The sequence below is a fragment of the Clostridium grantii DSM 8605 genome (genome assembly GCF_900129965.1).
Lineage (GTDB): Bacteria > Bacillota > Clostridia > Clostridiales > Clostridiaceae > Clostridium_AF > Clostridium_AF grantii.
Genome location: NZ_FQXM01000013.1, coordinates 19555 through 46356, shown reverse-complemented (window position 1 = coordinate 46356; position 26802 = coordinate 19555). Strand labels below are relative to the sequence as shown.

Annotated in this window: 22 protein-coding genes and 1 riboswitch; of the genes, 16 read left to right on the top strand and 6 right to left on the bottom strand. The window is 29.1% G+C overall.

Features of this window, described 5'->3' with window-relative positions:
• The first annotated feature begins 44 nt into the window (after nucleotides 1–44).
• The 7 genes from BUB83_RS12185 (at nucleotide 45) to BUB83_RS12155 (ending at nucleotide 8419) form a co-directional block, all read left to right on the top strand.
• Complete coding sequence (locus tag BUB83_RS12185) at nucleotides 45–1103, top strand: galactose ABC transporter substrate-binding protein (protein ID WP_073338749.1); 1059 nt, start codon at nucleotides 45–47, stop codon at nucleotides 1101–1103.
• 96 nt (nucleotides 1104–1199) lie between these two features.
• A complete protein-coding gene (locus BUB83_RS12180; RefSeq protein WP_073338748.1) occupies nucleotides 1200–2717 on the top strand; it encodes a sugar ABC transporter ATP-binding protein in 1518 nt (505 codons plus the stop codon).
• An 80-nt stretch (nucleotides 2718–2797) separates the two neighbouring features.
• Nucleotides 2798–3808, top strand: coding sequence for a galactose/methyl galactoside ABC transporter permease MglC (gene mglC, locus BUB83_RS12175; RefSeq protein WP_073338747.1), 1011 nt, complete (start codon nucleotides 2798–2800; stop codon nucleotides 3806–3808).
• A gap of 476 nt (nucleotides 3809–4284) precedes the next feature.
• Entirely contained in the window at nucleotides 4285–4734 is a 450-nt protein-coding gene (locus BUB83_RS12170; RefSeq protein WP_073338746.1) for an Lrp/AsnC family transcriptional regulator, read from the top strand.
• A gap of 196 nt (nucleotides 4735–4930) precedes the next feature.
• A complete protein-coding gene (locus tag BUB83_RS12165; protein ID WP_073338745.1) occupies nucleotides 4931–6358 on the top strand; it encodes an aspartate ammonia-lyase in 1428 nt (475 codons plus the stop codon).
• 191 nt (nucleotides 6359–6549) lie between these two features.
• Nucleotides 6550–7803, top strand: a complete 1254-nt coding sequence (locus BUB83_RS12160; protein WP_073338744.1) for an aldo/keto reductase — start codon at nucleotides 6550–6552, stop codon at nucleotides 7801–7803.
• Nucleotides 7804–7816: 13 nt separating this feature from the next.
• Complete coding sequence (locus tag BUB83_RS12155; protein WP_073338743.1) at nucleotides 7817–8419, top strand: TetR/AcrR family transcriptional regulator; 603 nt, start codon at nucleotides 7817–7819, stop codon at nucleotides 8417–8419.
• Nucleotides 8420–8515: 96 nt separating this feature from the next.
• On the opposite strand, the gene BUB83_RS12150 is transcribed toward BUB83_RS12155, so the two are convergent.
• Both BUB83_RS12150 and BUB83_RS12145 read right to left on the bottom strand, forming a co-directional pair.
• Nucleotides 8516–9424: an HD-GYP domain-containing protein gene (locus BUB83_RS12150; RefSeq protein WP_073338742.1), complete on the bottom strand. Its 909-nt coding sequence runs from the start codon at nucleotides 9422–9424 to the stop codon at nucleotides 8516–8518.
• A 277-nt stretch (nucleotides 9425–9701) separates the two neighbouring features.
• Entirely contained in the window at nucleotides 9702–10121 is a 420-nt protein-coding gene (locus BUB83_RS12145; protein ID WP_073338741.1) for a hypothetical protein, read from the bottom strand.
• A gap of 477 nt (nucleotides 10122–10598) precedes the next feature.
• Nucleotides 10599–10687, bottom strand: a riboswitch (cyclic di-GMP riboswitch).
• 297 nt (nucleotides 10688–10984) lie between these two features.
• Here BUB83_RS12145 and BUB83_RS12140 point away from each other — a divergent pair.
• From BUB83_RS12140 to BUB83_RS12100, 9 genes are all read left to right on the top strand, one after another.
• The gene (locus BUB83_RS12140; RefSeq protein ID WP_073338740.1) at nucleotides 10985–11509 is read left to right on the top strand and encodes a hypothetical protein; all 525 of its coding nucleotides are present in this window, start codon (nucleotides 10985–10987) and stop codon (nucleotides 11507–11509) included.
• Between the two features lie 276 nt (nucleotides 11510–11785).
• Entirely contained in the window at nucleotides 11786–12409 is a 624-nt protein-coding gene (locus tag BUB83_RS12135) for a DUF4867 family protein (protein WP_073338739.1), read from the top strand.
• Between the two features lie 45 nt (nucleotides 12410–12454).
• A complete protein-coding gene (locus BUB83_RS12130) occupies nucleotides 12455–13936 on the top strand; it encodes an L-fucose/L-arabinose isomerase family protein (RefSeq protein WP_073338738.1) in 1482 nt (493 codons plus the stop codon).
• A gap of 232 nt (nucleotides 13937–14168) precedes the next feature.
• On the top strand, nucleotides 14169–16064 hold the full coding sequence (locus tag BUB83_RS12125) for a PAS domain S-box protein (protein WP_073338737.1): 1896 nt from the start codon (nucleotides 14169–14171) through the stop codon (nucleotides 16062–16064).
• 202 nt (nucleotides 16065–16266) lie between these two features.
• The gene (locus tag BUB83_RS12120) at nucleotides 16267–18057 is read left to right on the top strand and encodes a DAK2 domain-containing protein (protein WP_073338736.1); all 1791 of its coding nucleotides are present in this window, start codon (nucleotides 16267–16269) and stop codon (nucleotides 18055–18057) included.
• A gap of 54 nt (nucleotides 18058–18111) precedes the next feature.
• The gene (locus tag BUB83_RS12115) at nucleotides 18112–18888 is read left to right on the top strand and encodes a DUF1295 domain-containing protein (RefSeq protein ID WP_073338735.1); all 777 of its coding nucleotides are present in this window, start codon (nucleotides 18112–18114) and stop codon (nucleotides 18886–18888) included.
• Between the two features lie 3 nt (nucleotides 18889–18891).
• Complete coding sequence (locus BUB83_RS12110) at nucleotides 18892–19287, top strand: DUF2177 family protein (protein WP_073338734.1); 396 nt, start codon at nucleotides 18892–18894, stop codon at nucleotides 19285–19287.
• Between the two features lie 103 nt (nucleotides 19288–19390).
• A complete protein-coding gene (locus BUB83_RS12105; RefSeq protein WP_073338733.1) occupies nucleotides 19391–20095 on the top strand; it encodes an ABC transporter ATP-binding protein in 705 nt (234 codons plus the stop codon).
• 2 nt (nucleotides 20096–20097) lie between these two features.
• Nucleotides 20098–23271: an ABC transporter permease gene (locus tag BUB83_RS12100; protein WP_073338732.1), complete on the top strand. Its 3174-nt coding sequence runs from the start codon at nucleotides 20098–20100 to the stop codon at nucleotides 23269–23271.
• Between the two features lie 93 nt (nucleotides 23272–23364).
• Here BUB83_RS12100 and BUB83_RS12095 read toward each other — a convergent pair whose 3' ends face one another.
• From BUB83_RS12095 to BUB83_RS22735, 4 genes are all read right to left on the bottom strand, one after another.
• A complete protein-coding gene (locus BUB83_RS12095) occupies nucleotides 23365–23724 on the bottom strand; it encodes a response regulator (RefSeq protein WP_073338731.1) in 360 nt (119 codons plus the stop codon).
• Nucleotides 23725–23744: 20 nt separating this feature from the next.
• The gene (locus BUB83_RS12090; RefSeq protein WP_073338730.1) at nucleotides 23745–24656 is read right to left on the bottom strand and encodes a chemotaxis protein CheX; all 912 of its coding nucleotides are present in this window, start codon (nucleotides 24654–24656) and stop codon (nucleotides 23745–23747) included.
• 368 nt (nucleotides 24657–25024) lie between these two features.
• On the bottom strand, nucleotides 25025–26113 hold the full coding sequence (locus BUB83_RS12085; RefSeq protein ID WP_073338729.1) for a tetratricopeptide repeat-containing glycosyltransferase family 2 protein: 1089 nt from the start codon (nucleotides 26111–26113) through the stop codon (nucleotides 25025–25027).
• 49 nt (nucleotides 26114–26162) lie between these two features.
• Nucleotides 26163–26802, bottom strand: a 640-nt coding sequence (locus BUB83_RS22735) for a collagen-like triple helix repeat-containing protein (protein ID WP_143160538.1), incomplete at its 5' end; no start/stop codon positions are given.

Genomic DNA, 26802 nt, shown 5'->3' with positions numbered 1-26802 from the left:
AATTTAATGGAAATGAAAAAAAAAATTAACAGGGGGTAACTTTTATGAAAAAAGCAATATCAATTTTACTAGCATCTTTAATGCTAACTTCTTTGGCAGCATGTGGTAATTCTAAAAACAATAGCAATACTGGAAACACAGCAAGTACTGGAGATACAAAGACTGAAGACAAAATGCCAACTATCGGTTGTGCAATTTACAAGTTTGATGATACTTTTATGACTGGAGTTAGAAACGCTATTGATGAAGCAGCAAAAGGAAATGCTGAAATGGATATAGTTGATAGTCAAAATGCTCAAACAACTCAAAATGATAAAATAGATTTATTTATTACAAAGCAAGTTGATAGTTTAGCTATTAACCCAGTTGATAGAACTGCTGCAAGTGTAATTATTGATAAAGCTAAAGCAGCTGAAACACCAGTAGTATTCTTTAACCGTGAACCATTACCAGAAGATATGCAAAAATGGGATCAAGTTTATTATGTAGGTGCAAAAGCTGAACAATCAGGAACTATGCAAGGTCAATTAATTATTGATTATTGGAAAGCACATCCAGAAGCTGATTTGAATGGTGATGGAGTTCTTCAATATGTAATGTTGAAAGGTGAACCAGGACATCAAGATGCTGAGTTAAGAACTAAGTATTCAATAGAAGCAATAGAAGCTGCTGGAATCAAAGTAGAAAAAATCGCTGAAGATACTGGTATGTGGGATAGAGTTAAAGGGCAAGAAAAAATGGCAGCATTCTTATCATCATCTGGTGATAAAATAGAAGCTGTACTTGCAAACAATGATGATATGGCTCTTGGTGCTATAGAAGCATTAAAAGCATCAGGATATTTCACAGGGGATAAATACATTCCCGTAGTTGGTGTTGATGCAACTGCACCTGGATTACAAGCTATTAAAGATGGAACTATGCTTGGAACAGTTTTGAACGATGCTAAAAACCAAGGTGTTGCTACTTATAAAGTTTCATTTGTTCTTGCAAATGGAGAAACTCCTTCAAAAGATAATACTGGTTATGAAATAACTGATGGAAAATATATCTGGATCGATTACAAACCTATAACAAAAGACAATATTAGTGACGCTCAGTAATAAAAGATAGTTTTGATTTAGAAAACAAGAGTAAAAACTAAAGCTTTGCTCTTGTTTTCTATTTTGTAATTACTCATATCCACAGGAGGCAATTATATGGATGATAGAAAATATATTTTAGAAATGAATAATATAACTAAAGAATTTCCGGGGGTTAAAGCATTAGATAATGTTACTCTTAAGGTTGAAAAAGGAACTGTACATGCTCTCATGGGAGAGAATGGAGCAGGGAAATCTACATTGATGAAATGTTTATTTGGAATATATCATCAAGATCAAGGTGAAATATTATTAGAAGGTAAAAAAGTAGATACAAATAACTCTAAAGAAGCTTTAGAGTTAGGAATATCAATGATACATCAAGAATTACATCCGGTTAAATATAGAAATGTAATGGAAAATATTTGGTTAGGAAGATTTCCAGAAGTAAAATTTGGACCACTAAAATTTATTGATAGTAAAAAAATGTATAATGATACAACGGAATTATTTAAAAGTCTTGAGATAGAAATTGATCCTAAAATAAAAGCAGGAGATATGTCCGTTTCTAAATTACAATCTATGGAAATTGCAAAAGCGGTTTCTTTTAATTCTAAAATTGTAATTATGGATGAGCCCACTTCATCTTTAACGGAAAATGAAGTTGAACATTTATTTAAGATTATTAATAGTTTGAGAGATCGGGGCGTTGCCATTATATATATATCCCACAAAATGGAGGAGATTCTTAGAATATCTGATGATGTAACCATAATGAGGGATGGTACTCTTGTAGGTACATGGCGAGCAAAGGATTTAACAACAGATTTAATAATATCAAGAATGGTTGGACGTGAATTAACTAATAGATTTCCACCAAAAGATAATAAACCTAGTGAAACAATAATGAAGATTGAAGATTTTACTTCTCCATCTCCTAAGTCTTTCAAAGATATTTCTTTTGAATTAAAAAAAGGTGAAATTTTAGGCGTAGGTGGTTTGGTTGGAGCACAAAGAACTGAATTATTTGAAGCTATATTTGGATTAAGAGAAGTTGAAAAAGGAAGTATGTTTATCCATGATAAGCAAGTCAAAATAAAATCCTCAACAGAGGCTATAGCTCATAAAATGGCTTTATTAACAGAAGAAAGACGTGCAACAGGTATTTTCCCAGCATTATCTATTGTTGAAAATACAGTTATAGCTAGTTTATCTAATTATTTAAATAAATTTGGATTATTAAACGAGAAGAAAAGGCAAAAAGATACACAAGAGTATATTGATAAGTTTAGAACCAAGACACCTTCAATAAAAACGGCAATAAAAAATCTTTCAGGTGGTAATCAACAAAAGGTACTTTTGTCCAGATGGCTTTTAACTAATCCAGAGATTTTAATATTGGATGAACCAACTAGAGGAATTGATGTTGGAGCTAAATATGAAATTTACTCAATAATAATAGAGCTTGCAAAACAAGGTAAAAGTGTTATTATGATATCTTCAGAAATGTCTGAATTGCTAGGTATATCCGATAGAATAATGGTTATGTGCGAAGGTAAATTATCGGGTATCATTGATAGAGAAAAAGCAAATCAAGAAGAAATCATGAAATTAGCAACTAAGTATATGGTTTAAAGATAAATCACTTTAACTATAAATTTGTATTAGTGAAATTAAGTTTAGTAATGTTTAGCTATAAATAAGGAGGAGTAATTATGTTTAATTTAAATATAAACAAAAAAAATACTGGGGAATTTTTAAGACAATACGCTATATATATTGTTTTAGTTATATTAATTGTAGCCATTGCTATAAAAGATCCAAGATTTATATCTGTAAGATCCATGAGAGATGTATTGATTCAAAGTTCCACAAGGGTAATTATAGCTTTAGGTGCGGCTTTCATTATTTTAACTGGAGGAGCTGATTTATCTTCAGGCCGTGTAGTTGGTTTTTCAGCTGTAGTTTCAGCTTCCATGCTTCAATCAGCTGATTATTCTAATAAGTTTTATCCTAATTTGCCAGCAATGAATCTTATTATACCTGTTATACTTGCAATACTTATTGGTGTTTTGGTGGGTGCTATTAACGGATTTATTGTATCAAGATTTAAAGTTCCGGCTTTTATAGCAACTTTAGGAACAATGGTTATAGTTTATGGTGCAAACTCAATTTATTTTAATCTTCCTCCTAACAATTCACAACCAATAGGTGGATTAAGAGGAGATTTTTCTAAGCTAGGAACAGGGTCATTTTTAGGGATTCCTTATGTTATATTAATAGCTATAGCAGTAATAATTATAATATACGTAATTTTAAATAAAACTACATTGGGTAAGAATCTTTATGCAATTGGTGGTAACCAAGAAGCAGCTATTGTATCAGGAATTAATGTTAAAAAGAATATTATGGCTCTTTATATAATTGCAGGTACATTATATGGTATAGCTGGGGTTTTGGAAGCCGCAAGAACAGGTGGAGCAACAAATAACTATGGAGCAGGATATGAGCTTGATGCTATTGCAGCTTGTGTTGTAGGTGGATGGTCGGTTTCAGGTGGAGTTGGTACAGTTCCAGGAGTTGTAGTTGGGGTATTAATATTTAGTGTAATTAATTACGGATTAACTTTTGTAGGAGTAAATCCATACTGGCAACAAATAATTAAAGGTGCCATAATTATAACAGCAGTTGCATTTGATATTAGAAAGTATCTTGCTAAAAAGTAAAATATTAAAAAATAGCTTTCTTTAAGCTATTTTTTTTATAAATCTAGAAATTTCCTCTTGATATTTTAAAAAAACATTGCTATATTATATTTAGAGAGAAACAAAAAATTAAATAGTTAATATTTCTGAATTATACGTGTGCTCTTGTATTGAACCTACAGTTTAAGCAAGGGAGTTCAAAATATTGATGATGATATGGGCTTATTGTGAGACCCTTAGATGGCTTTTAAGAGATAGATTTATCATTGAGAACACCCACCTATCGGAGGATAGGTGTCAATTATAGGGTAGCGGTATTTTGGATATATTATATGTAGTTTAGAGAGAAGGATTAGTCCTTCTCTTTTTTCACGTTTTTATGATTTCTATGAAATATATGATTTATCTTAACTTTAACCCATACTTATGATTAATGAATATAAATAAATTTCATGGTATAATTATTAAAGTTAATATAAATTAAGGGGTGTAACCTAATGGATAGTATAGATATTAATATTTTAAAAATACTACAAGAGAATGCAAGAATATCAAATTCTGAAATAAGTAGTAAAATAAATCTTTCTTTGTCAGCTACAGGAGAAAGAATAAAGAAACTAGAGAATTCGGGAGTTATAAAACAATACACAGCTATTCTTGATAATGAGAGTTTGGGAGAAGATTTGATGGCTGTAATGAATGTAAGCTTAGAAAGACCACAATTTACTGAAAAGTTTATGAATTTTATAGAAAAGGAAGACGAGATATTAGAATGCTTATACACTGCTGGAGGATATGATTATATAATAAAAATCGTGACAAAAAATACTTATACTTTAGAAAAACTTCTTACGAGAATTAAAAGCGTAGAGGGAGTTTTAAAGACCAATACCAATGTGGTTTTGTCTATGCCTAAGTATCATTATTCTGTTAATCCTGATAGGTAGTGGAAAATTGATATTTTAGGGGGAATAAAATTCGGTAATAAAGATTTAAAGACAAAGAAAACAGTATATTTTTTCTTGGAAAAGCATAAAACAGAAATAATTACGTGGTTTAGCAATTAGTATTGAATAATTTTCTGCTAAATGATAGTATTTACCTATAATATTTTTAGATAATTACAGACGGGGGTAATTTATTATGGAGTTTAGAATGGAAAGTGATTCAATAGGTTCAAAACTTGTTCCAAGTGAGGCTTATTATGGGGTGCATACACTGAGGGCGGCTGAAAATTTTACTATATCGGGACTGAAAATGAATAGAGATTTTGTGTGTTCATTGGCAGAAATAAAGAAAGCAGCAGCTATAGCAAATGGGGAAGCTAAGCTTTTTGATAAAGAGATTGAAAAAGCAATTGTTTTAGCTTGTGATGAAATAATAAATGGCGAGTTATTTGAAAGTTTCATTATAGATCCTATTCAAGGAGGTGCTGGCACTTCCGCCAATATGAATGCAAATGAAGTTATAGCAAATCGAGCAATAGAGATTTTAGGGGGCAATAAAGGAGAGTATTCCATTGTCCACCCAAATGATCATGTAAATATGGGTCAATCTACAAATGATGTAATTCCAACAGCAGGAAAGATAACAACTTTAAGACTTTTAGATAAAGCAATAAATGAGTTGAGAAGATTAAGTGAAGCACTTGAATTAAAAGAAAAAGAATTTGAAGATGTTATTAAAATGGGAAGAACTCAAATGCAAGATGCAGTACCAATTACACTAGGGCAAGAGTTTAAGGCTTATACCTCAGCAATAAATAGAGATATAAAAAGATTAGAAAGATCAAAGGAAGAATTAAAATGCATAAATCTAGGGGGAACAGCTATTGGTACTGGATTAAATGCTAATTATGAATATTTTAATAAGATAGTTCCAACTCTTAGATTAATTACAGGATTAGATCTTACAAGAGCAGAAGATTTAATTGATTGTACTCAAAATGTAGATTGTTTTGTTGCAGTATCTTCAGCAATAAAGACTTGTGCAGTAACTTTATCTAAGATTTCTAATGATTTAAGACTTATGTCTTCAGGTCCGAGAACTGGTTTTGGAGAAATAAATTTACCTGCTAAGCAAAATGGATCTTCTATAATGCCAGGAAAAATAAATCCTGTTATCCCAGAGGTTATGACACAAGTTGCTTATAATATCATAGGTAACGATATTACCATTACCATGGCAGCAGAAGCAGGTCAATTGGAGTTAAATGCATTTGAACCAATTATATTCTATAATTTATTTGGATCTGTAGAAATGCTTACAAATGGAGTGAACACTTTTATTAAAAATTGTATAGTAGGCATAACTGCAAATAAAGAAGTTTGTTCAAACTTAGTAGATAGCAGTGTAGGAATAATTACAGCAATTTGTCCTTATATAGGATATGAAAAAGCGGCTACAATAGCTAAAAGAGCTTTAAAGACTGGAGAAACAGTAAAAGATATTATTATTAATGAAGGAATACTTGAAAAATCAGAATTAGAAGAGATATTAAATCCTAAAAATATGACACAAGTTAAAAAATTAAGTAAGCCAAAATTGTCATCTAGATTAGCAGTGGTTTAGTAAGTTTCTTCAAAGAAGACTAGCTATATATTTCTATAAAAAATATATAGCTAGTCTTCTTTTTTAAAGTTAAAATTGACCGCAGTGGTCATTTGTGATAGTATTAAGATGACCACAGTGGTCATTGAGATAGTTAAGTGGTTTTGTAATCAGAAAAAATAATATAATCAAATAGTTTGGGAGGAAAAAATATGCAATATAGGACTATGCCAAATTCTACTGAAAAATTATCTGTTTTAGGATATGGGTGTATGAGATTACCAACTCATGTTGGTGGAGAAGCTTCAAGTTTAATTGACAAAGATAAAGCTTTGAAACAGATTCGAGATGCTATTGATAATGGAGTGAATTATTTAGATACTGCTTATCCTTATCATTTAGGAGCTTCAGAAAGTTTTTTGGGGGAATATGTACTTAAAGATGGATATAGAGAAAAAGTGAAAATTGCAACAAAACTACCTTGTTACATTATTAATAAAAGAGAAACTATGGAAGAAATCTTTCAAAAACAATTGGGAAAACTTCAAGTTGAATACATAGATTATTATTTACTTCATGCTTTAGATGGCAAGTCTTGGGACAAGATGCTATCTCTAGGAATTATAGATTTTATGGACAAGATTCGTAAAGAGGGCAAGGTTAAGCATATGGGATTTTCTTTTCATGGAAAGAAAGAAGATTTTATGCGAATTGTTGATGGCTATGATTGGGAGTTTACTCAAGTTCAATTCAATATTTTAGATGAACATTTCCAGGCAGGCATAGAAGGTATTGAATATGCTTATAGTAAAGGTATGGGTGTTATTGTAATGGAACCTTTAAGAGGAGGATCACTGGTAGGTAAAATCCCAAAAGAGGTGCAAAAACTTTATGATAGCGCAGAGATTAAGAAAAGTCCAGCAGATTGGGCTCTTAGATGGGTATGGAATCACCCTGCAGTAACTATGATTTTGTCTGGTATGAATAGAGAAGATCACATAAAAGAAAATATGAAAATTGCCTCAGAAGCTCTTCCGAACAGTATGACGGAGACTGAAATTAATATTGTGGAGAAGGTAAGAAAAACTTATAATAAATTAATGCAAGTAGGGTGTACAGGCTGTGCTTATTGCATGCCTTGTCCTGCAGGAATTGATATTCCAGCTGCTTTCAAAAATTTAAATAACTATCATATGTTTTCAAAGATGGGGGCCAAAATATCTCATATGACTTATCTAGGAATTCAAAGTGCAGATGGAAAGGCTCATTGGACAAGTAGCTGTATTGACTGTGGCAAGTGTGAAAAAAGATGTCCACAGCATATACCAGTTCGAAAAGTTTTTAAACAAGTCCAGCAGAACTTAGAAAAACCAAGTATAAAAGCTTTAGCAAGTGTAGCTAGAGTAGTTGTTAATAAAAAAGGAAAAGCTACTAAAGAAAGTTCAAAACCTTTGGATATAAATTAAGGAGTTACAAAGGATGAAAATTGATGAATTAAATAAAGAAAAAAAAGATAATATTATAAATTATGCTATGGAAGAATTTGCAACATCAGGATATGATAAAGCTTCCACCAATACAATTGTTCAAAAGGCAGGTATTTCTAAAGGGTCTATATTTCAATATTTTGGAAATAAGAAAATGATGTTTTTCTATCTTTATGATTATGCAGAAAATATTATTGAAGTATATTTGACAAATTACGTTGATTTTAAACATCCAGATTTATTTTATCGTATTGAAGAGCTTATGAACCAGCTAGCTATGCTTTTAATAAAGCATCCTAATGTGATGAATTTCGTAGATGCAGCTAAAAGTGAAGAAAATTTAGAAATTCTAAATGAAGTAAAGAAAAGAAAAAGAGCTTCTACGGATATTTTAGTTAAAAGAGTTTTTAACAATGTTGATTTAACATTGTTTAAAGAGAATGTAGATTATGAAAAAACTTGTTTTATAGTTTCTTCCACTTTAAAAAATCTTATAGATAAAGAAATGGAATCAGGAAAAAAATGTTCTGAAGCTTTGATTATAGAAAGTTTAAAGGAATATATTGATTATTTTCGTATAGTATTTTATAAATAAAATTAAATTAAGAAAAACATTAATGATTAATTTTGAAAAATTTTCAAAACTAAAGAGCCAAAAAAAGGTGTGCACAATTTTGAGCACACCTTTTTATTATATTTCGCCTTCTTCTTTCAGAATATTAATAAAGGTAGAAACTATATCTTCATCATAATGAGTTCTACTTAATTTTCTTAATTCATCTATTGCTATTTGTGGGGATAATGCTTTCCTATATTGCCTATTAGTTGTCATTGCATCATAAGTGTCAGATATAGCAATAATTCTAGCTTCAACCACTATATCATCACCTTGAATTCCGTTAGGATATCCTGAGCCATTGAGTCTTTCATGATGTTGTATTATTATCTTTTTTATATTTTTAAAATAAGTTTTCTCAACTAAATTTGCTCCATCTAAAGGATGTTTTTTTATATAATCAAATTCTTCATCAGTTAAGCCACCTGGTTTATTCAATATTTCATCAGGCACATTTATCTTGCCTAAATCATGGAAAAGGGATGCAAATAAAATATTTTCTATGACCTCTTTTGAAAGATTTAGTTTATTTGCAATTTTAACTGAATAATCTTTTACTCTTTTATTATGACCATGAGTATACTTATCCTTTGTCTCTACTTTTTTTGATAATTCGCTTAACTCTTTTATGGCATTGCTAAGATAATGAAATAATGGTTGTGTTGAAAAATATAGTAATTCTACATCATCTAAGGTACAAAATTGAACAGTTTCATTTAAATGATGTACATAAAAAAAATCTCCTTTTTTTAACATGGATTTACAATTGTTTTTATATAATTCTAACTCACCATTCAATATATAAAAAAATTCCATTGTTTCACTTAAAGCACTTGGTTCTATGAAAACTGTTTCATTACCCTTGATTTTCTGAATCATTACTTCGGTTCCATCACCTTTGGCTAATAACCTTAGTTCCGCAGAATCTTGAACTGTTTTTTCTATATATTCATCATGAGTGCATATATGTACTCCGGTATTCATTTAAGTCCTCCTTAGTAATTTAATACCTACCTAAATAATTAATTTTTCATTGAAAATAATTTGCCAAGATTTACAGGTATTATTCCTTAAAACTAAGCTCTTAAGGGTTTATCTTATGATTATATCATAAAATATGTTTAAATATCCATGTTCATTTATATGTAAATTCACAATGTTTTCATAAATTTATAATAATAATAAAAGTTAAGATTTTTTTTAAAATTAAATAGACAAAAAAAGGGTGTAATTACACCCTTTCCTATTAAAAAATATTTAATTAATATGCGCCAACTATTAATGGATCTATCCAAACAATTTGTCCGCCAATATGTACTTCAACAAGTTCACAGGTTACTTCGATTCCTTTTTCAGCTGCTTTTTCTTTGGTATTAGCAGCTATTTTATTGGTGTCTTTTATTAAATCGAATATTATTTTGTTAACTTTATAATTATAGTCTTCTTCTAATTCTTTGATTTTATCTTCTTTGCCATTTGATTTTTCTAAATCATTTGTGTATTTTATAGTTTCTTTATTAACTTTTTCTATTGCATTGTTTATCATTTTATCGATTTTTTCATTTGTTTTGTTTACACTTTCTATAACAGTTTGTACATCGTTTTCTGATGCATAAACTGCTGGTGAAAATAAGGATAACATTAATACTGCTGTTAAAAAAATAGTAAATAACTTTTTCATTTTAAAGCCGTTGCCGATAACCTATAAAAATCTATAAGTATTGTTTAATTCCCTGTTCACCGTGTCCGATTTTGCTATAAAGCTACTTTCGTTTGATGTAACACTCCTAGGGCTTAAATTCCCATACAACGCATGGTACATATACAAGTTTGCTTTTATTTGCAATATCTTGTATTTACTTATTTTGCTTGATTTTCGCTAACTACTTACGCAAATATTTTTATTAACACTAACACCATCAAGGTTCTATCCTATGACTATATCACTTTCGCAATATATTGGATTCACAATAGCTAGTTAATATTATAACTCAAAATAAGTTAAAATATACCCACTAATTTATATGAGATTTTATTATATCTTTATAGAATTATTGCAACAGTTCACCTCCCCTTTTTTTAAAAAAAATTATATTAATAATTTTTTTTGTGTACATAAAAAAAGCAATAGAGCATTGCCTATTACGCTTAAAATTCGTTAGGCAACCCAGCCGTCATATATAGAATACTATAGTTAGACCTGTGGTTTTGCGTCTTTATCTTTCGACAAATTTGCTTTTCACTTTTCAGTTTTTACATTTATGCTAGTAAATATTAACATTATTTTACTACTTATTCCTATAGTTGTCAATGAAAATTTTTACAATTTTTTAGCTTTTAATGTAAAAATGACAAAAATATTATTATATTACTAAAAAATAATATTCATTAAAAATATAACTCTACTTTTGTAAAATTCTCCAATATACAGTTGTAAAATTCGTTATTGTATCAAGTAACATGTTTATAATTAATATGATATAATTATTATTGAAAACCTTATCATGAATATTTGATTAATTACATAAATGGAGATGAGACAAAATGTTTGAGAAGTTCTTTAGTAAGCAACGAGATAAAAAAGAAAATATTTTACCACATAATATTAGAGGTAGAAATATTCATAGTAATGTTATTCCTACAGTTTGCAATTTGAGAAATATGTTAGAAAAATTGGTTAAAGTCAAAGGTGATTGTTCTAAACTAAAACAATGGGAACAAAGAAGTTATAAAGCCTATAGGATAGAAGATATAAATAGTAAGATAGTTTGTTCACCTAAAAGCCACTGGAAATCAATTATAAGAAATCATATTCTAGATAGAAAGTTATCAGATTTTGGGGCAAGCTGTATCGATATATATTTAGTGGGATATGTATCGGAAACCTATGGAGTGGGTAAAAGTAAATTCCTTGATTATGTAAAGGAAAATAAAATATCAGATAAAGATAACTCGGGAAAAGCAATATGGCAGGTAGGAAAAGCAGACGGAGTTTATTTAGGAATACTTAACGAGGATGGAACTATCAAAGATTGGGATTTCATCAAAGAATGGGTACAAATAAATTGAAGTGTTAAATATTTAGAAAGTTAAACCTAGCAAATAAAATTTGTTAGGTTTTTTATTGTGTAAATTAATGGAATTAAAAAGGGAAATTATAGTGAAATAAAAAAATATGAAAAAGTTTACGAAAAACTATTGAAGAAAAAGCAAAATAGAAGTACAATAGACTTATTAAAAAGAGTTTAAAAAGTCACTTTATAAAGTCAACTTACAAAGCGACTTAAATAAAAATGTAGGTATGCCAGTGGGATTCCTATAGAATTAGATGAAAGGTAGGTAGCTATGTTAATTAAAAAAGTGTCAGATAAAGAATTTAAAAAATATGGTCAAATTTTAAAAAATTATGATTGTACTGAAATAATGAAAAAAATGGAAACTACTCCATTGCCAAGTGATGTGATTTATGAGCCATCAATCAAAGAATTAGAGGATTTAAAAATTGGTGAGGAATTAAGAACAAGAGAATTTGGTGAATTACCTATTCAAATAGGTTTTTGTAACGGAAATAATTACATGTTAAATGCAGTAGAATATCACCGTTCATCTGAAATAAATATTGCTGTAACCGATCTTATTCTTCTTATAGGTTCTCAGCAAGATATTGAAGAAGATTATACTTATGCTACATCAAATATAGAAGCTTTTCTTGTTCCAGCAGGAACTATTATAGAAGTTTATGCGACTACACTTCATTATGCTCCTTGTAATGCAAATGAAAATGGATTTAAGTGTGTTGTAGTACTCCCTAAAGATACTAATTTAGCTTTAGAAAACAAAATAGAAAAAATTGGTGAAGATGCATTACTATTTGCTAGAAATAAGTGGCTAATTGGTCATGAAGATACAGATTTAAGTGAAAAAGGTGCATTTATCGGTTTAAAAGGAAAAAACATTTCAATAAAATAAAATCAGAAAAATAAAATCAGAAAATATAATGGAGGAATTAAAATTATGAAAAATATGCCAGAAATAAAATTAGGAATTGTTGCGGTAAGCAGAGATTGTTTTCCGATGGAATTATCAGTTAAACGTAGAGAAGCAGTAGTACAAGCCTATAAAAAAGAACATGGTGATATATTTGAATGTTTAACAACTGTTGAAAATGAAAAACATATGAGAGAAGCATTAAAAGAAGTAAATGAAGCTGGAGTTAACGCTTTAGTAGTTTATCTTGGAAACTTTGGTCCTGAAACTGCAGAAACTTTACTTGCAAAAGAATTTAATGGACCAGTTATGTTTGTGGCTGCTGCAGAAGAAAGCGGAGACAACTTGATTAATGGTCGTGGAGATGCTTATTGTGGAATGTTAAACGCAAGCTATAATTTAGCACTACGTAACATAAAAGCTTATATTCCTGAGTATCCTGTTGGAACAGCTACAGAGGTTGCAGATATGATTGCAGAATTCAGACCAATTGCTACAGCATTAGTTGGAATAAAGAATTTAAAAATAATTTCATTTGGTCCTCGTCCACAAGATTTCTTAGCTTGTAATGCTCCAATCAAGCAATTATACAACCTAGGTGTTGAAATTGAAGAAAATTCAGAACTTGATTTGTATGCAGCTTTTAATGCACATGCAAATGATTCAAGAATTCCAGAAGTTATAGCTAGTATGGAAAAAGAATTAGGAGAAGGTAACAAAATGCCTGGAATTCTTCCAAAACTTGCTCAATATGAAATAACATTATTAGATTGGATGGAAGATCATAAAGGATCAAGAGAATTTATTGTTTTCGCTAATAAATGCTGGCCTTCATTCCAAACACAATTTGGATTTGTACCTTGTTATGTAAATAGTCGTTTGACTGCTATGGGTATTGCAGTGTCATGTGAAGTTGATATTTATGGTGCATTAAGTGAATATATAGGAACTTGCATAAGCGAAGATGTTGTAACATTACTTGATATAAATAATTCAGTACCAGCTGATATGTATGAATCAGAAATTAAAGGTAAGTTTGATTATACATTAAAAGATACTTTTATGGCCTTCCACTGTGGTAACACAGCAGCTTGCAAATTAACATGTGGAACTATGAAAAATCAAATGATAATGGCAAGAGCTTTAGAGCCAAATCAAGAACCAAATATAACAAGAGGAACTCTTGAAGGAGATATTATACCTGGAGAAATTACTTTCTTCCGTCTACAAAGTAATGCAGATGCAGAACTTACAGCTTATGTTGCAGAAGGTGAAGTATTACCAGTGGCAACTCGTTCATTCGGAGCTATCGGTGTTTTTGCAATTCCTGAAATGGGAAGATTTTATCGTCATGTATTAATTGAAAAAAGATACCCACATCATGGAGCAGTTGCTTTTGGACACTTTGGAAAAGCTATTTATGGTTTATTTGAATATTTAGGTGTTAAAGAAGTAGGTTTTAATCAACCAAAAGGAATGATTTATAATACAGAAAACCCTTTTAAATAAAACTGTTTAATCATAGATTAATTGCAAATAAAAATTGAGATATAGTGAAAAGGCCCTTTAGGATAATGACTAAGACTAAAGGGCCTTTTTATTTATATGATTAAATTAGAAGTATTTTGTTAAAATCTATTTATTTATAAGTAATTATGGTGTTTAATTATATATATATATAATTAAGATTTTAAGAAAATAAATAACTAATGAAGTAAAATCTAGAGGGCAGGTGATTAATATGCAAGAAGATTTTGATAAATCTATTGTTGATCAATACTCATTTATTTTAGAAGATTTACCTAATTTAAAATGTGAAATGATCGAAGAAGCTTTAAGGAAAAGTGAAAAAAAATATAGACTTCTTTTTGAAAATGCAGTTGAGGGAATTATTGTTATTCAAGGTATGAAAATACAAATATGTAACCCTATGATAGAAGAAATAACTGGATTCTCAAAAGAAGAATTGATGTCAATTGATTTTCTTGATTTTGTTTATGATGATGATAAAGAGAATGTTAAGATTATTCATGAAGAACGTTTAAAGGGTGAAAAATATAAAACTTGGCAACCATCTAGGATAGTTAGAAAAGATAAAGAAGTTAGATGGATAGAAACAAATGGAATACAAATAAATTGGGATGGAAAAAAAGCAATACTAAATTTTATAATAGATGTAACAGAGCGTAAAAGAATAGAAGATGAGCTTAGAATAAGTGAAGAAAAATACAGACTTTTAACAGAGTATGCCTCTGATGTTATATGGGTATTAAATACCAATAGAAATAAATTTACTTATATTAGTCCTTCTATATTTTATTTAAGAGGATATACCCCAGAAGAAGCTATGGAAGAAAATTTGGAACAAGCTTTGACCAAGGAATCCTATGATGTTATGACAAATGTTATAGAAAGAGGTATTAATTGTTTTATTAAAGAACCGGATAAATATTACTCTTATACTAATGAAATTCAACAACCTTGTAAAAATGGTGATATTATTTGGGTTGAAGTATCTTCAAAATACAGATACAATCATATGGGCGAAATAGAGGTTGTTGGGGTAAGCCGTAATATTGAAGAAAGAAAAAAATCAGAGAATCAAGTTATTTATTTAAGTTATCATGATCAATTGACGGGGCTTTTTAATCGTAGATTTTATGAAGAAGAGCTAAAACTATTAGACAATAAAAGAAATCTACCTATAACATTAGTTATGGCAGATGTAAATGGTTTAAAGCTAACAAATGATGCTTTTGGGCACTTAATTGGGGATGAGGTTTTAATAAGATTTGGTAAAATTCTTGCTAACGAAACTAGAGGAAATGATATTGTAGCTAGAACAGGTGGAGATGAATTTGTTTTATTGCTGCCAAATACAAACTCTGATGAAGCGAAAATAATAATTAAAAGGATTAAAGCAGCTATTGACAAAGAAAAAATAGAAAAAACTATTTTATCAGTTTCTTTTGGATGGGAAACAAAAAATTCAATTGATGAGGATTTTGAAAAAATTTATACTAAAGCAGAAGATAATATGTATCGAAAAAAACTTTTGGAAAGCAGAAGTATGAAAAATGAAACTATTAAGCTTATTACTAGAAGTTTATATGAAAAAAATTCAAAAGAGCAAGAACATTGTGAAAGAGTAAGTGAACTATGTAAAGCAATTGGGGAAGCCATTGGTTTAAGCTCTGAATTAATTGATGAATTAGGGCTTATGGGATTATTACATGATATAGGCAAAGTAGCTATAAATGCAGAAGTACTAAATAAACCAGAAAAACTTAATAAAATTGAACGAGCTGAGATTAAAAGACATCCTGAAATTGGATATCAAATATTAAGGTCAGTAAGTGAATTAGCACATATAGCAGATTATGTTTTATCACATCACGAAAAACCTGATGGTAATGGATATCCTAGAAAATTAATAGATAAACAAATTCCACTTCAAGCTAAAATATTAAGTATAGCGGAAGCTTATGATACAATGATTAATGAATACCCGTATAAAGCGGGCTTAAGTATTGAAGATGCAGTAAAAGAGATAAAACTAAATTCAAATAAGCAGTTTGATTCTTATATAGCTAAAGTATTTGTTGAAAAAGTTTTAAATGAAAAATGGGAAGAATAAAAAAGGGCCAAGTATCTATGTGTAAAAACATAATGATACTTGGCTACTTTTTTTATTATTGAGTATAAAAATAACTTATTTATTTAAAAAGAAAAGTAATAAATTGTCGAAATACATTGAAAATTTAAACATACATGGTATTATATAATTACAAGAACTAACAAACAATAGTTATTCATTATAAATTAAAAGAGGTGACAAGATGAATACAGAAATTAATAACAAGAAACTTTATTATGCTTATTTATCAGGGGCTAAAGAGGTTATGATAAATAAAAACAATTTAAACAAAATAAATGTGTTCCCAGTTGCTGATGGAGATACAGGAAGTAATCTTTATTCAACAATGAATTCAATAATAAATGAATCTAAGTTAGGACAAACTATAAAACATACAGTAGAATCAATTGCTAATGCTGCTTTGGGTGGGGCTAGGGGTAATTCAGGAATTATTTTTGCTCAATATCTTCAAGGAATTAGCGATGAAATAGAAAATGAGAAACATTTAACAATAGATAATTTTATAAAAGCTAATAAGAATGCAGTGAGTTATGCTTATGCTGCGATTTCTAACCCGGTTGAAGGAACAATGATTACAGTTATAAAAGATTGGTCCCAAGGTTTAAATAAATTTAAGGAAACTAATAGTGATTTTATTGAAATTTTGAATCATGCTTATGTACAATTAGAGGAAGCGGTAAAAAATACTCCTAATCAGTTAAGTGTTTTAAAAAAGGCATCTGTAGTAGATTCAGGAGCAAAAGGATTTACTTATTTTATCAAAGGATTCATAGATTTTTTGAAAAGTAATCATGAAGAAATTCAACTTGATAATATTAGGGATGATAAGATTATTTTCCAGGAAATAAAGCATAACCATGAAAATATTACATTTAGATATTGCACGGAAGCTTTACTAGAAGGGGAAAATTTGGATAGTAATGTAATAAAAGAATTACTAAGAAAAGCAGGAGATTCTTTGGTTGTAGCAGGAAATAAAAAGAAAGTTAGAGTTCATATTCATACAAATCATCCTTTTAAAGTTTTTGAAGTTTTGAGTGAACTAGGAAAAATTATCTATCAAAAAGCAGATGATATGAAAAAACAACAGGATGTAGTTGAAAATAGAAAAAGTGATATAGCTATTTTAACAGATTCTATTGCAGATTTGCCACAAGAATTTATAGATGAAAATCAGGTTCACATAATAAATTTAAATATATTAGTAGAAGATACCAATTATTTTGATAAGCTTACCATAACAAATAAAAAAATTCTTGAATTTGCGGATAAAGATAAGAATTTACCAACAAGTTCTCAACCAGATTTTAAGACAATTGAAAATATATTTCAATATTTATCAACTTATTATAAATCAATAATTGTTTTAACTGTTTCCAAGGAATTAAGCGGAACCTACAATATTATAACTAAAGTTTCAGAAAAATTTAATGAAGGAAAGAAAGATAAGATAATTAATGTAATTGATTCAAAACAAAATTCTGGTGCTCAAGGTCTTTTAGTAATGGAATTAGTTAATGAAATTAAAGCTGGTAAAAAACAAGAGGAAATTGTACAAGCTATTGAAAAAACCATAAAAAGAACTAAGATATTAGTTAATGTTAAGAAAATAGATAATATGATTAAATCTGGTAGATTAAGTTTAACGGCTGGAAGAATTGCAAAAATGGTTAATATGAAACCTATAGTTACCTTGGATGAACAAGGAAAAGGGGGATTACAAGGAGTTGCTTTTAGTAATAAAGCAAGTTTAAACAAAACAATTAAATTGGTAGAAAAAATAGTGAAAAACAAGGGGATTAAAGAATATTCTATTGTGCATGTAAATAATGAAGGTGAAGCTAAAAATTGGGCGGAAATTTTTGAAAAAGTTATAGGTAAAAAACCTAAGTATATAGATGAAACATCTTCAATTATAGCAATAGGAGCGGGAGATGGGGCAGTAGCAATTTCATATATTGCTAACCTATAGGGATCCCTATGAAAACCAATTATAAAAATTTAAATAATGAAGGAGTGTAACATTATGATTTATTTGCAAACAGCTTTAGTGCTATTAATATATTTTACTTTAGTATTTTTTATAGGACAAATTTTAAATAATAATTCTATAGTAGATATTGCTTGGGGATTAGGATTTGTTGTAGTAGCGATTTTTACTTTCTTTAGCGGAGGATATTATACTTTAAGAGCATCAATAACGCTTATATTAGTATCACTTTGGGGTATAAGATTAGCATATCATGTAGCTGCAAGAAATCTGGGCAAGCCAGAGGATTATAGATATGTGGATATGAGAAAAAGATGGGGTAAAAAATTTGTAAGAATTAAAGCATTTTTTAATGTTTATTTTCTTCAAATGGTGTTTATGTACATTATTTCATTAACCATCATTACTATTAATAAATCAAATAATGAAAGTTTTAATATTTTAGACTTTGTAGGAATTTTGGTATGGATAGTGGGATATATCTTTGAGGTTTTGGGAGACTATCAATTAAAGATGTTTATAAAGAATCCTTCTAACAAAGGGAAATTAATGAAATATGGACTTTGGAAATATACAAGGCACCCTAATTATTTTGGAGAAGCTACCATGTGGTGGGGAATATTTTTAATGGCACTATCTGTTAACGGGGGAGTTTATACAATAGTTAGTCCTATATTAATTACCTATTTGATAGTTTTTATATCAGGAGTTACTATGCTTGAAAAAAAATATAAAAAAAGAGAAGATTTTAGGAAATATATGAAAGAAACAAATGCATTTTTTCCTTGGTTTCCTAAGAAAAGGAGTGAGTAAAGTATGAATATTATAAAAACTTATTTAATAACATTTATTGTTTTTATGGGTGTTGACTTAATTTGGTTAGGAGTTGTAGCTAAAAAACTATATTCAAGAGAACTGGGATATATAATGAGTCCAAAACCTAATTGGGTGGCGGCTATAGTCTTCTATCTATTGTTTGTAGGCGGAATAGTATTCTTCGTTTTAAATCCAGCATTAAGTAAAAATAGTTGGACTTATGCTTTATTTGTAGGTATGTTTTTTGGGCTGATAACTTATTCTACCTATGATTTAACTAATCTTGCTACCTTAAAAGATTGGCCTATACTTATTACTGTGATTGATTTAATATGGGGAACTACTTTAGGGGGACTAACAGCAGTTGTTAGTTATTTTATTCTAGATAAAATTTAAAAGTGGTATATAATAGAAAGAGTAGATAATACTACTCTTTTTATGTTGATTGTAAAACTTAAATTGAAAAAACATTGTGAAAATATAGAATGGGAGACAAAGGATGAATAATTTTATTGAACTAAAAAATGTAAAGAAAACATACTCTATGGGGGAAGTAGAAGTAAAAGCAGTGGATGATGTTTCTTTTTCCATAGATAAAGGTGAATTTGTGGTGGTAATTGGGGCTAGTGGTGCTGGAAAAACTACTATAATTAATCTATTAGGCGGAATGGATCAAGTTACTAGTGGAAATATTTTTGTGGATGGAAATGACATAAGTGGCTACAACAAAAAAATGCTTACAAAGTATAGAAGAGATGAGATAGGGTTTGTATTTCAATTTTATAATTTAGTACAAAATTTAAATGCTATTGAAAATGTAGAACTTGCAGTTGAAATATGTAAAAATCCATTAAAACCAGAAGAAGTCCTTAAAAATGTGGGCCTTGAAAATAGAATGCAAAATTTTCCATCACAGCTTTCAGGAGGAGAACAGCAAAGGGTTTCCATAGCAAGAGCTCTTGCAAAAAATCCTAAATTACTTCTTTGTGATGAACCTACTGGGGCACTGGATTATAATACAGGTAAATCAATATTGAAACTATTGTCGGATACCTCTAAGGTGCAAGGTATGACTGTGATAGTTATTACTCATAATTCTGCTATAACTCCTATTGCTGATAAAATAATAACTGTGAAAAGTGGGAAAATTGAAAGTGTAAAAACCAATGATAATCCAATTTCTATAGAAAGCCTGGAGTGGTAGATATGAAAAAAACATTTTATAAAAATTTATATAGAGATATAAAAAAAACTTTCTCAAGATTTTTATCAATAGTAATGATAATTGCCATGGGAGTAGCCTTTTATTCTGGGGTTAGAGCTACAAGTCCTGATATGAAAAAATCAGCAGATGCTTATTTGAAGGAATCAAATTTTATGGATTTTAAATTAGTTTCTACCATGGGACTTACAATGGATGATTTAGCTGAAATTAAAAAAGATGACTCGGTGGAAAAGGCTGAGGGAGCTTTCTCTATAGATGCTATATTTGAAAATAAAGACAAGGCAATGGTGGTGAATGTGAACTCTCTACCTAGTGAAACAGGAATAAATAAAATTAAGGTAGTTGAAGGAAGAGAACCGGAAAATAATAATGAAGCAGTGGTAGAAAACCTATTTTTAAAGGATAATAATTTAAAAATAGGTGATGAAATAGAACTTAAATCAGGAAAAGAAACAGAAATAAGTGAGGATTTAAATAATAACAAATTTACAATAGTGGGTTCAGCTCAATCCCCTTTATATATATCTGCTCAAAGACAACTAAGTTCAGTTGGGAATGGCTCTGTTAGAGGATTTGTTTATATACTTGCAGATGTGTTTGAAAGTGAAGTTTATACAGAGATATATGTGAAAATCAATGGTGAAGAGTCGAAGGACAGCCTTTTAAATAATGATAAATATGATGAGATTGTGTCAAAGATAGAAGAGAATTTAAAAAAACTTGGAGTTATAAGAAGTGATGTTAGATATGAGGAAGTATTTCAAGAGGGAGAAAGTAAAATAAATGAGGAAGAAGAAAAACTTCTGAAATCTGAAAAAGAAGCACAGGATAAATTTGCAGATGGATATAAGCAATTAAATGATGCAAAGCTGAAAATTGAGCAAGGTAAAAAACTTCTTCAGGAAAATCAAATAGCTTTTGATAAAAAAGCAACAGAAGGAGAAAAACAAATTTCTCTTGGTAAAAAGCAACTAGATGATAGTGAAAAAAATCTTAATTTATCAAAAGAGCAAGCAGCTACTAATATTTCATCTTCAATTGCTTTAATGGTAGAAGATGCAAAAAAACAACTGAATTTCAATCCCACAAATTTAACATATAGTAATCAATACAATAATTTAAGTTATTTATATGAAGAAAATATAAAAGGAAAAGATTTTGATTCCATGTATAATTCATTAAAAACCAATGAAAGTTTAGAATCTATTAAACCCTATTTTGACATAGAAAGCTTGAAAAGTAATTTTGATAATGGTAAAGCAGAAATTGATAAGGGCAGAAAAGAATTAGCACAGCAAGAAAAATTGCTTTCTGAGGGAAAAATTAAACTAGAAGAAGAAGCTAAAAAGCTTAATGAAGCGGAAAGTGAAGTTTTAAAAAATATAGAAGAATTAAAAATAGAAGAAGAAAAAGTGAATACTAAAATAAAAGATGGAGAGTTAGAGATTCAGAAGAACAGAGATAAACTTGAGGATATTAAAGTTCCGGAGTGGTATGTGCTTGGAAGAAAGACTAATGTGGGATATGAAACTTATAGACAGGATAGCGAAAGAATAGATAATATAGGAAAAGCTTTCCCATTAATATTCTTTTTGGTAGCAGCTTTGGTTAGTTTGACCACTATTACAAGAATGGTACAAGAAAATAGAATTGAAATAGGAACTTTTAAAGCTTTGGGATATTCAAGAAACACCATAGTTTTACATTATTTAATATATGCATTAGCTGCAAGTATAATAGGAAGTTTGCTAGGGATATCCTTTGGATTTAGACTTTTTCCTCCTCTTATAATGAATGCATATAGTACGCTTTATGCAATTCCAAATTCATTAACACCTTTTGACTATAAATTGGCATTTCTATCTTCAATAATAGCTATATTATTTACTACTGTTGCAGCAGTTTTGGCTACACTTGAAGAATTAAGAGAAGAACCAGCTTATTTAATAAGACCAAAACAACCTAAGTCCGGGAAAGCTATATTATTAGAAAAAGCTACTTTTATATGGAAAAGATTAAGTTTTACAAGAAAAGTTACAGCAAGAAATATTTTTAGATACAAGCAAAGATTTTTTATGACGGTAATAGGAATTGCCACATGTACTGGTTTAATGATAACTGGTTTTGGAATTAAATCGGGAGTAGTAGGGGCTACAGAAAGTCAATTTAATAATATATACAGATATGATATGAAGTCCACTCTTAGTAAAGATATAGATAGTAGTGAAAAAGAAACTATGAAGATTAAAATAATGGAAGACTCAAATGTGGAATCAGTTTTATTTGCTTACACCAAAAATGCTACAATAGATACTATTAAATCTGGCATAGTGGATTCTTATATTGTGGTTACAGAGGATGAAACTGAACTTAATAAATATATTAACCTTACTATGAAGAATGAAGAACTTAATCTAAACAATGAAGGGGTAATCATTACTGAAAAGTTAGGAAAACTAATGAATAAAAAAGTAGGAGATACATTTGAGGTAAATATAAATAGCAAATCAGTAGAAGTTAAAATAGAAGCTATAACAGAACATTATATACAGCACTATATTTATATGAGTAATGATTATTATAAAAAAATAATGAAAGAAGACATTGAGTTTAATGGATTTTATGGAAACTTAAAGGATACTTCGGACAGTTCTCAAGATAATACTTCAAAAATAATTGGTGTTATTGAAGGGATTGGATCTGTAAGCTATAGGAATAATACTTATTTTGATTTTAATAAAACAATTAAAAGTATAAATTCTGTTGTTTTTGTATTGATAGCATCGGCAGGAGTGTTAGCCTTCATTGTAATATTTAATCTAACGAATATAAATATAAATGAAAGGAAAAGAGAACTATCTACAATAAAGCTTCTAGGTTTTTATAATAGTGAACTTGCGTCATATATTTATCGTGAGAATATTATACTAACTTTAATTGGTAGCTTAACAGGTATAGGGGTGGGACTATTACTAAACACTTTTGTCATTACTACCGCAGAAACTAATGTAATGATGTTTTTAAGAAAAATCCAACCTAGTTATTTTCTATATTCAGTGTTACTTACAATTTCGTTTTCAATTATTGTAAATTTAGCAATGTACAAAGAATTTGACAAGATAGATATGATAGAGTCACTAAAAAGTGCGGAATAAAGAATAATATAGGAACGCTCAATATTGAGCGCTCCTATATTGCATAAATTTTGTAAATAAGAATTAGGGAAAATTTAAAGCTTATATGTAGTATCAATTCAAAGCATCATTGATTGCTTCCAAAACTTTGATTTCATTGAAAGGTTTATTAATATAATTAACAGCACCGCTATTTAAAGCTTCAAGAATTCTATTGCCTTGTCCTAAAACGGTTAACATAATTATTTTTGCATTTTCATCATATTCTTTTATTAGTTTTAAAGCACCTATTCCGTCTAAAAATGGCATGATGATATCCATAGTAACTATATCAGGACTTAATTCTCTATATAATTTAAAGGCCTCATAGCCATCTTCGGCTTCACCTATAATTTCATGACCAGCATTTATGATAATATGTTTTAGCTTAGCTCTAGCTACAATAGAATCATCAACAATTAGTATTTTTGCCATTAGATTACCTCCCCTTCTTATTATTTTGAGTTTAATGATTTAATTAAAGGATACTCTGTACATATTAATAAATATATTGATCCAAAATTTAAGTTACATTGAAATTTATACATTTTATTAGGAGTATTTAAATTGGCTTGGCGTTGAAATGAGGGTATGGATAATTCTAAGTCAATACCACTATTGGATAAGCCGGACAAAAACAACCCATTAATACCATTTAAGAATTCTTTTACTGAGTCCTCAATGATTTCTGGAGAATCCACACATAAATCTTCAGCATAAATAGAAGCTATATTTTTCATCACTTCATTAGAACCAGCAAAACCAGAAAAAATAGAATAATCTCCTTCTATCTTTTGGTAAACCAAATCTTCAAAATCATAAAAATCAATTATTTCAGGTTTTTCTATAAATATTTCATGGTCTATAAATCGAATAAATTGTTTTATGAAAAGTTCTGTATATTTAGAAATAATTTCTTTATTTTTATAGTCTTCGGATTTCAAAAGTACAGACACGATTTTTTCAATATCATTATCTCGTATTGAATCAAGTTCTTCAGAAGTAAAACCAGAATCTTGTTTATATTGTGAAAGTAAATCTTGATACATATTTATGGAAATATACCCTTTGTCTATTAATGATTGGCCTAGTAATACAAGAGATTCTTTTTGTTTAGTAAGTAATTCATTTAATTTTTCTACGGTCAAATAACCTTCGTTAAGTGCAATTTCTCCGAATTTTTCATCACGTATAGTTTGCAAACTATGAACATGAGATACCTCAGCAGCATTCATATACCCGCTATTAATAGCCAAAACCCCAAGTTTAACTTTTACTGATTTTTGAGATTCTAACACTTCTTTAAGCTGATTTGAGTTTATAACTTTTTTTTCAAGTAAGTAATTACCAAAATATTGATTAAACATAAATTTCTCCCCTTATTAATGATTAAGCATATCTTAAATATAAAAGTCAAATACTATTTTACCATAAAAATACCTAATGTGAATGAAATTTAAATTTAAAAGTAATTAAATTATAAAAAAAATTAAAGAATTAGCATTTATAAGATAAAATTATTGAATTTTATTATGAGAATAATAGAATTCCTATTAGAATTATGATAGAATGATAATTATGTTTGCAAGGTCTTAAATTAGTTAAAATTTAGTTAAATTCTAAAATATAAACAAGTTATTTATATTTTTAATTTAAAAAGATTTTGGAAAATACTAATGAAGATAAAGTTATTAATAAATTATAAGAAAAAATATTTTGTAAGAAAAGCTGAATACTATTCAGCTTTTTTTGTGTTGTACCCTAAGTTTTTAAAAAAAATTGTATTATATAATATAGATTCCTCATTAGGGTTAAAGTTTCTAGCAAGTTCATTATGAGTGTAAGCTAAGTCGATTTCACCTAAATTATAGTAGCAAACACATAATTGTATATGTGGAATCCACGTCCAATAAGAAGGGTTTACAAAACCCCAGTTATCATTAGATTTTTGTGATTTGATAGCTAATTCATACCAAAATATAGCTTGTTTAAAGCTACTTTTTTCTTTGAAATAATCTCCAAGTCTGCAACAATGATCTGCATTAGGAGAATCATATTCAAAAGATTTAAAACAATATTTCATTGCATTTACATTATCACCAATGAAGTGATAGTAGTCTGCAATTTTTCCACAAGCGTATATTTTATTTTCAGACCATCCGTCCGGCATATTCAAAAATTTATCATAATTATTTAAAGCTTCATCAAATAATTTATGGTCATATAGTTCATTGGCAAAATAGAAGGTATCTCTTGAAGAAAACTTATCCCCTCTTGCTATCCTATTTCTATAGATATTTAGGTTTCTATCAGTTTGATGTCTTATTTTATGATGAGTAATAGAAATATCTGTGTTTATGATTTTTCCATTTACAGCTAAATAATTGTGACAAGGTCCATACCATTTAAAATTATTGGCTCTTTTTACTAATCTATTTCTTCTGTAACTTAAAGTTACATTCCCATTTTCATCGAAGCCTACATTATATTTCATTGTTACAGAATCTACTGAAGGGTCCAAAGATTCTTTTAATTTTTTGAAATTTTCTCTATCTTCTTGGAGAATAATATCATCTGCATCAAGATAGAATATATAGTCTTTTGAAGCTTTACTGAAGGAAAAATTCCTAGCCGCTGCAAAATCATCAATCCATGGAAAATCATATATATCTTTTGTATATTCTTTTGCAATTTCTTTTGTTTTATCTTTAGAGCCGGTATCTATGATTATAATTTCATCCACCAAATCCTTTGCAGTATCTAAACATCTTGCTAAAGTATTTTCTTCGTCACGAACTATCATACATAAACTAATATTTATCAAATAATATTCCTCCAATATTCTCTTGTTTTATGAAATTTTTTAAATTAAATTACTCTATGGTTAGTATCTTGCAAATAGATACATAGGAGCGTTTAACTGAACCAGTCCCTGTACCAGTACCATCTAAACGAAGAATTCCTTCACCCACATCTGAAATTATTTTATCTCCAATATCTACATTTTGTCCATTACCTACCCTAATATCTACAGTTTCTCCTTCTATTGATTTAAGATATTCTCTAATAGGACGTTCGCAACAACCACATTCGCCAGTTTTTGTATCAGGATCTGGGAAAGGTTCTAAAGTTATATCTAAATCTGTGGTTAATTCTATTGCTGCGATTTTGCATATTGAAGTAAATATTGGGTCATCTGTTATACTATTTTTACCTAATTGAACGATACAGTCATTGGCTGTAACATTAATAATTTGTATATATGCATGAGTTTCATTTATATAAGGACCAATAAAAGTTCTTTTAATTGAGCCATTTGCACTTTCTTGTATTTTTTCTATTACTTTTTTCATAGGATTATAACAACAATCACAGAGATTATCAGCTGATGGGCCAGTAGGGCCAACAGCACCAGTTACGCCAACAGGGCCAGTAGGTCCAACAGCACCGGTTGCGCCAACAGGACCCATAGGACCGTCAGCACCAGTTGAGCCAACAGGACCCATAGGGCCA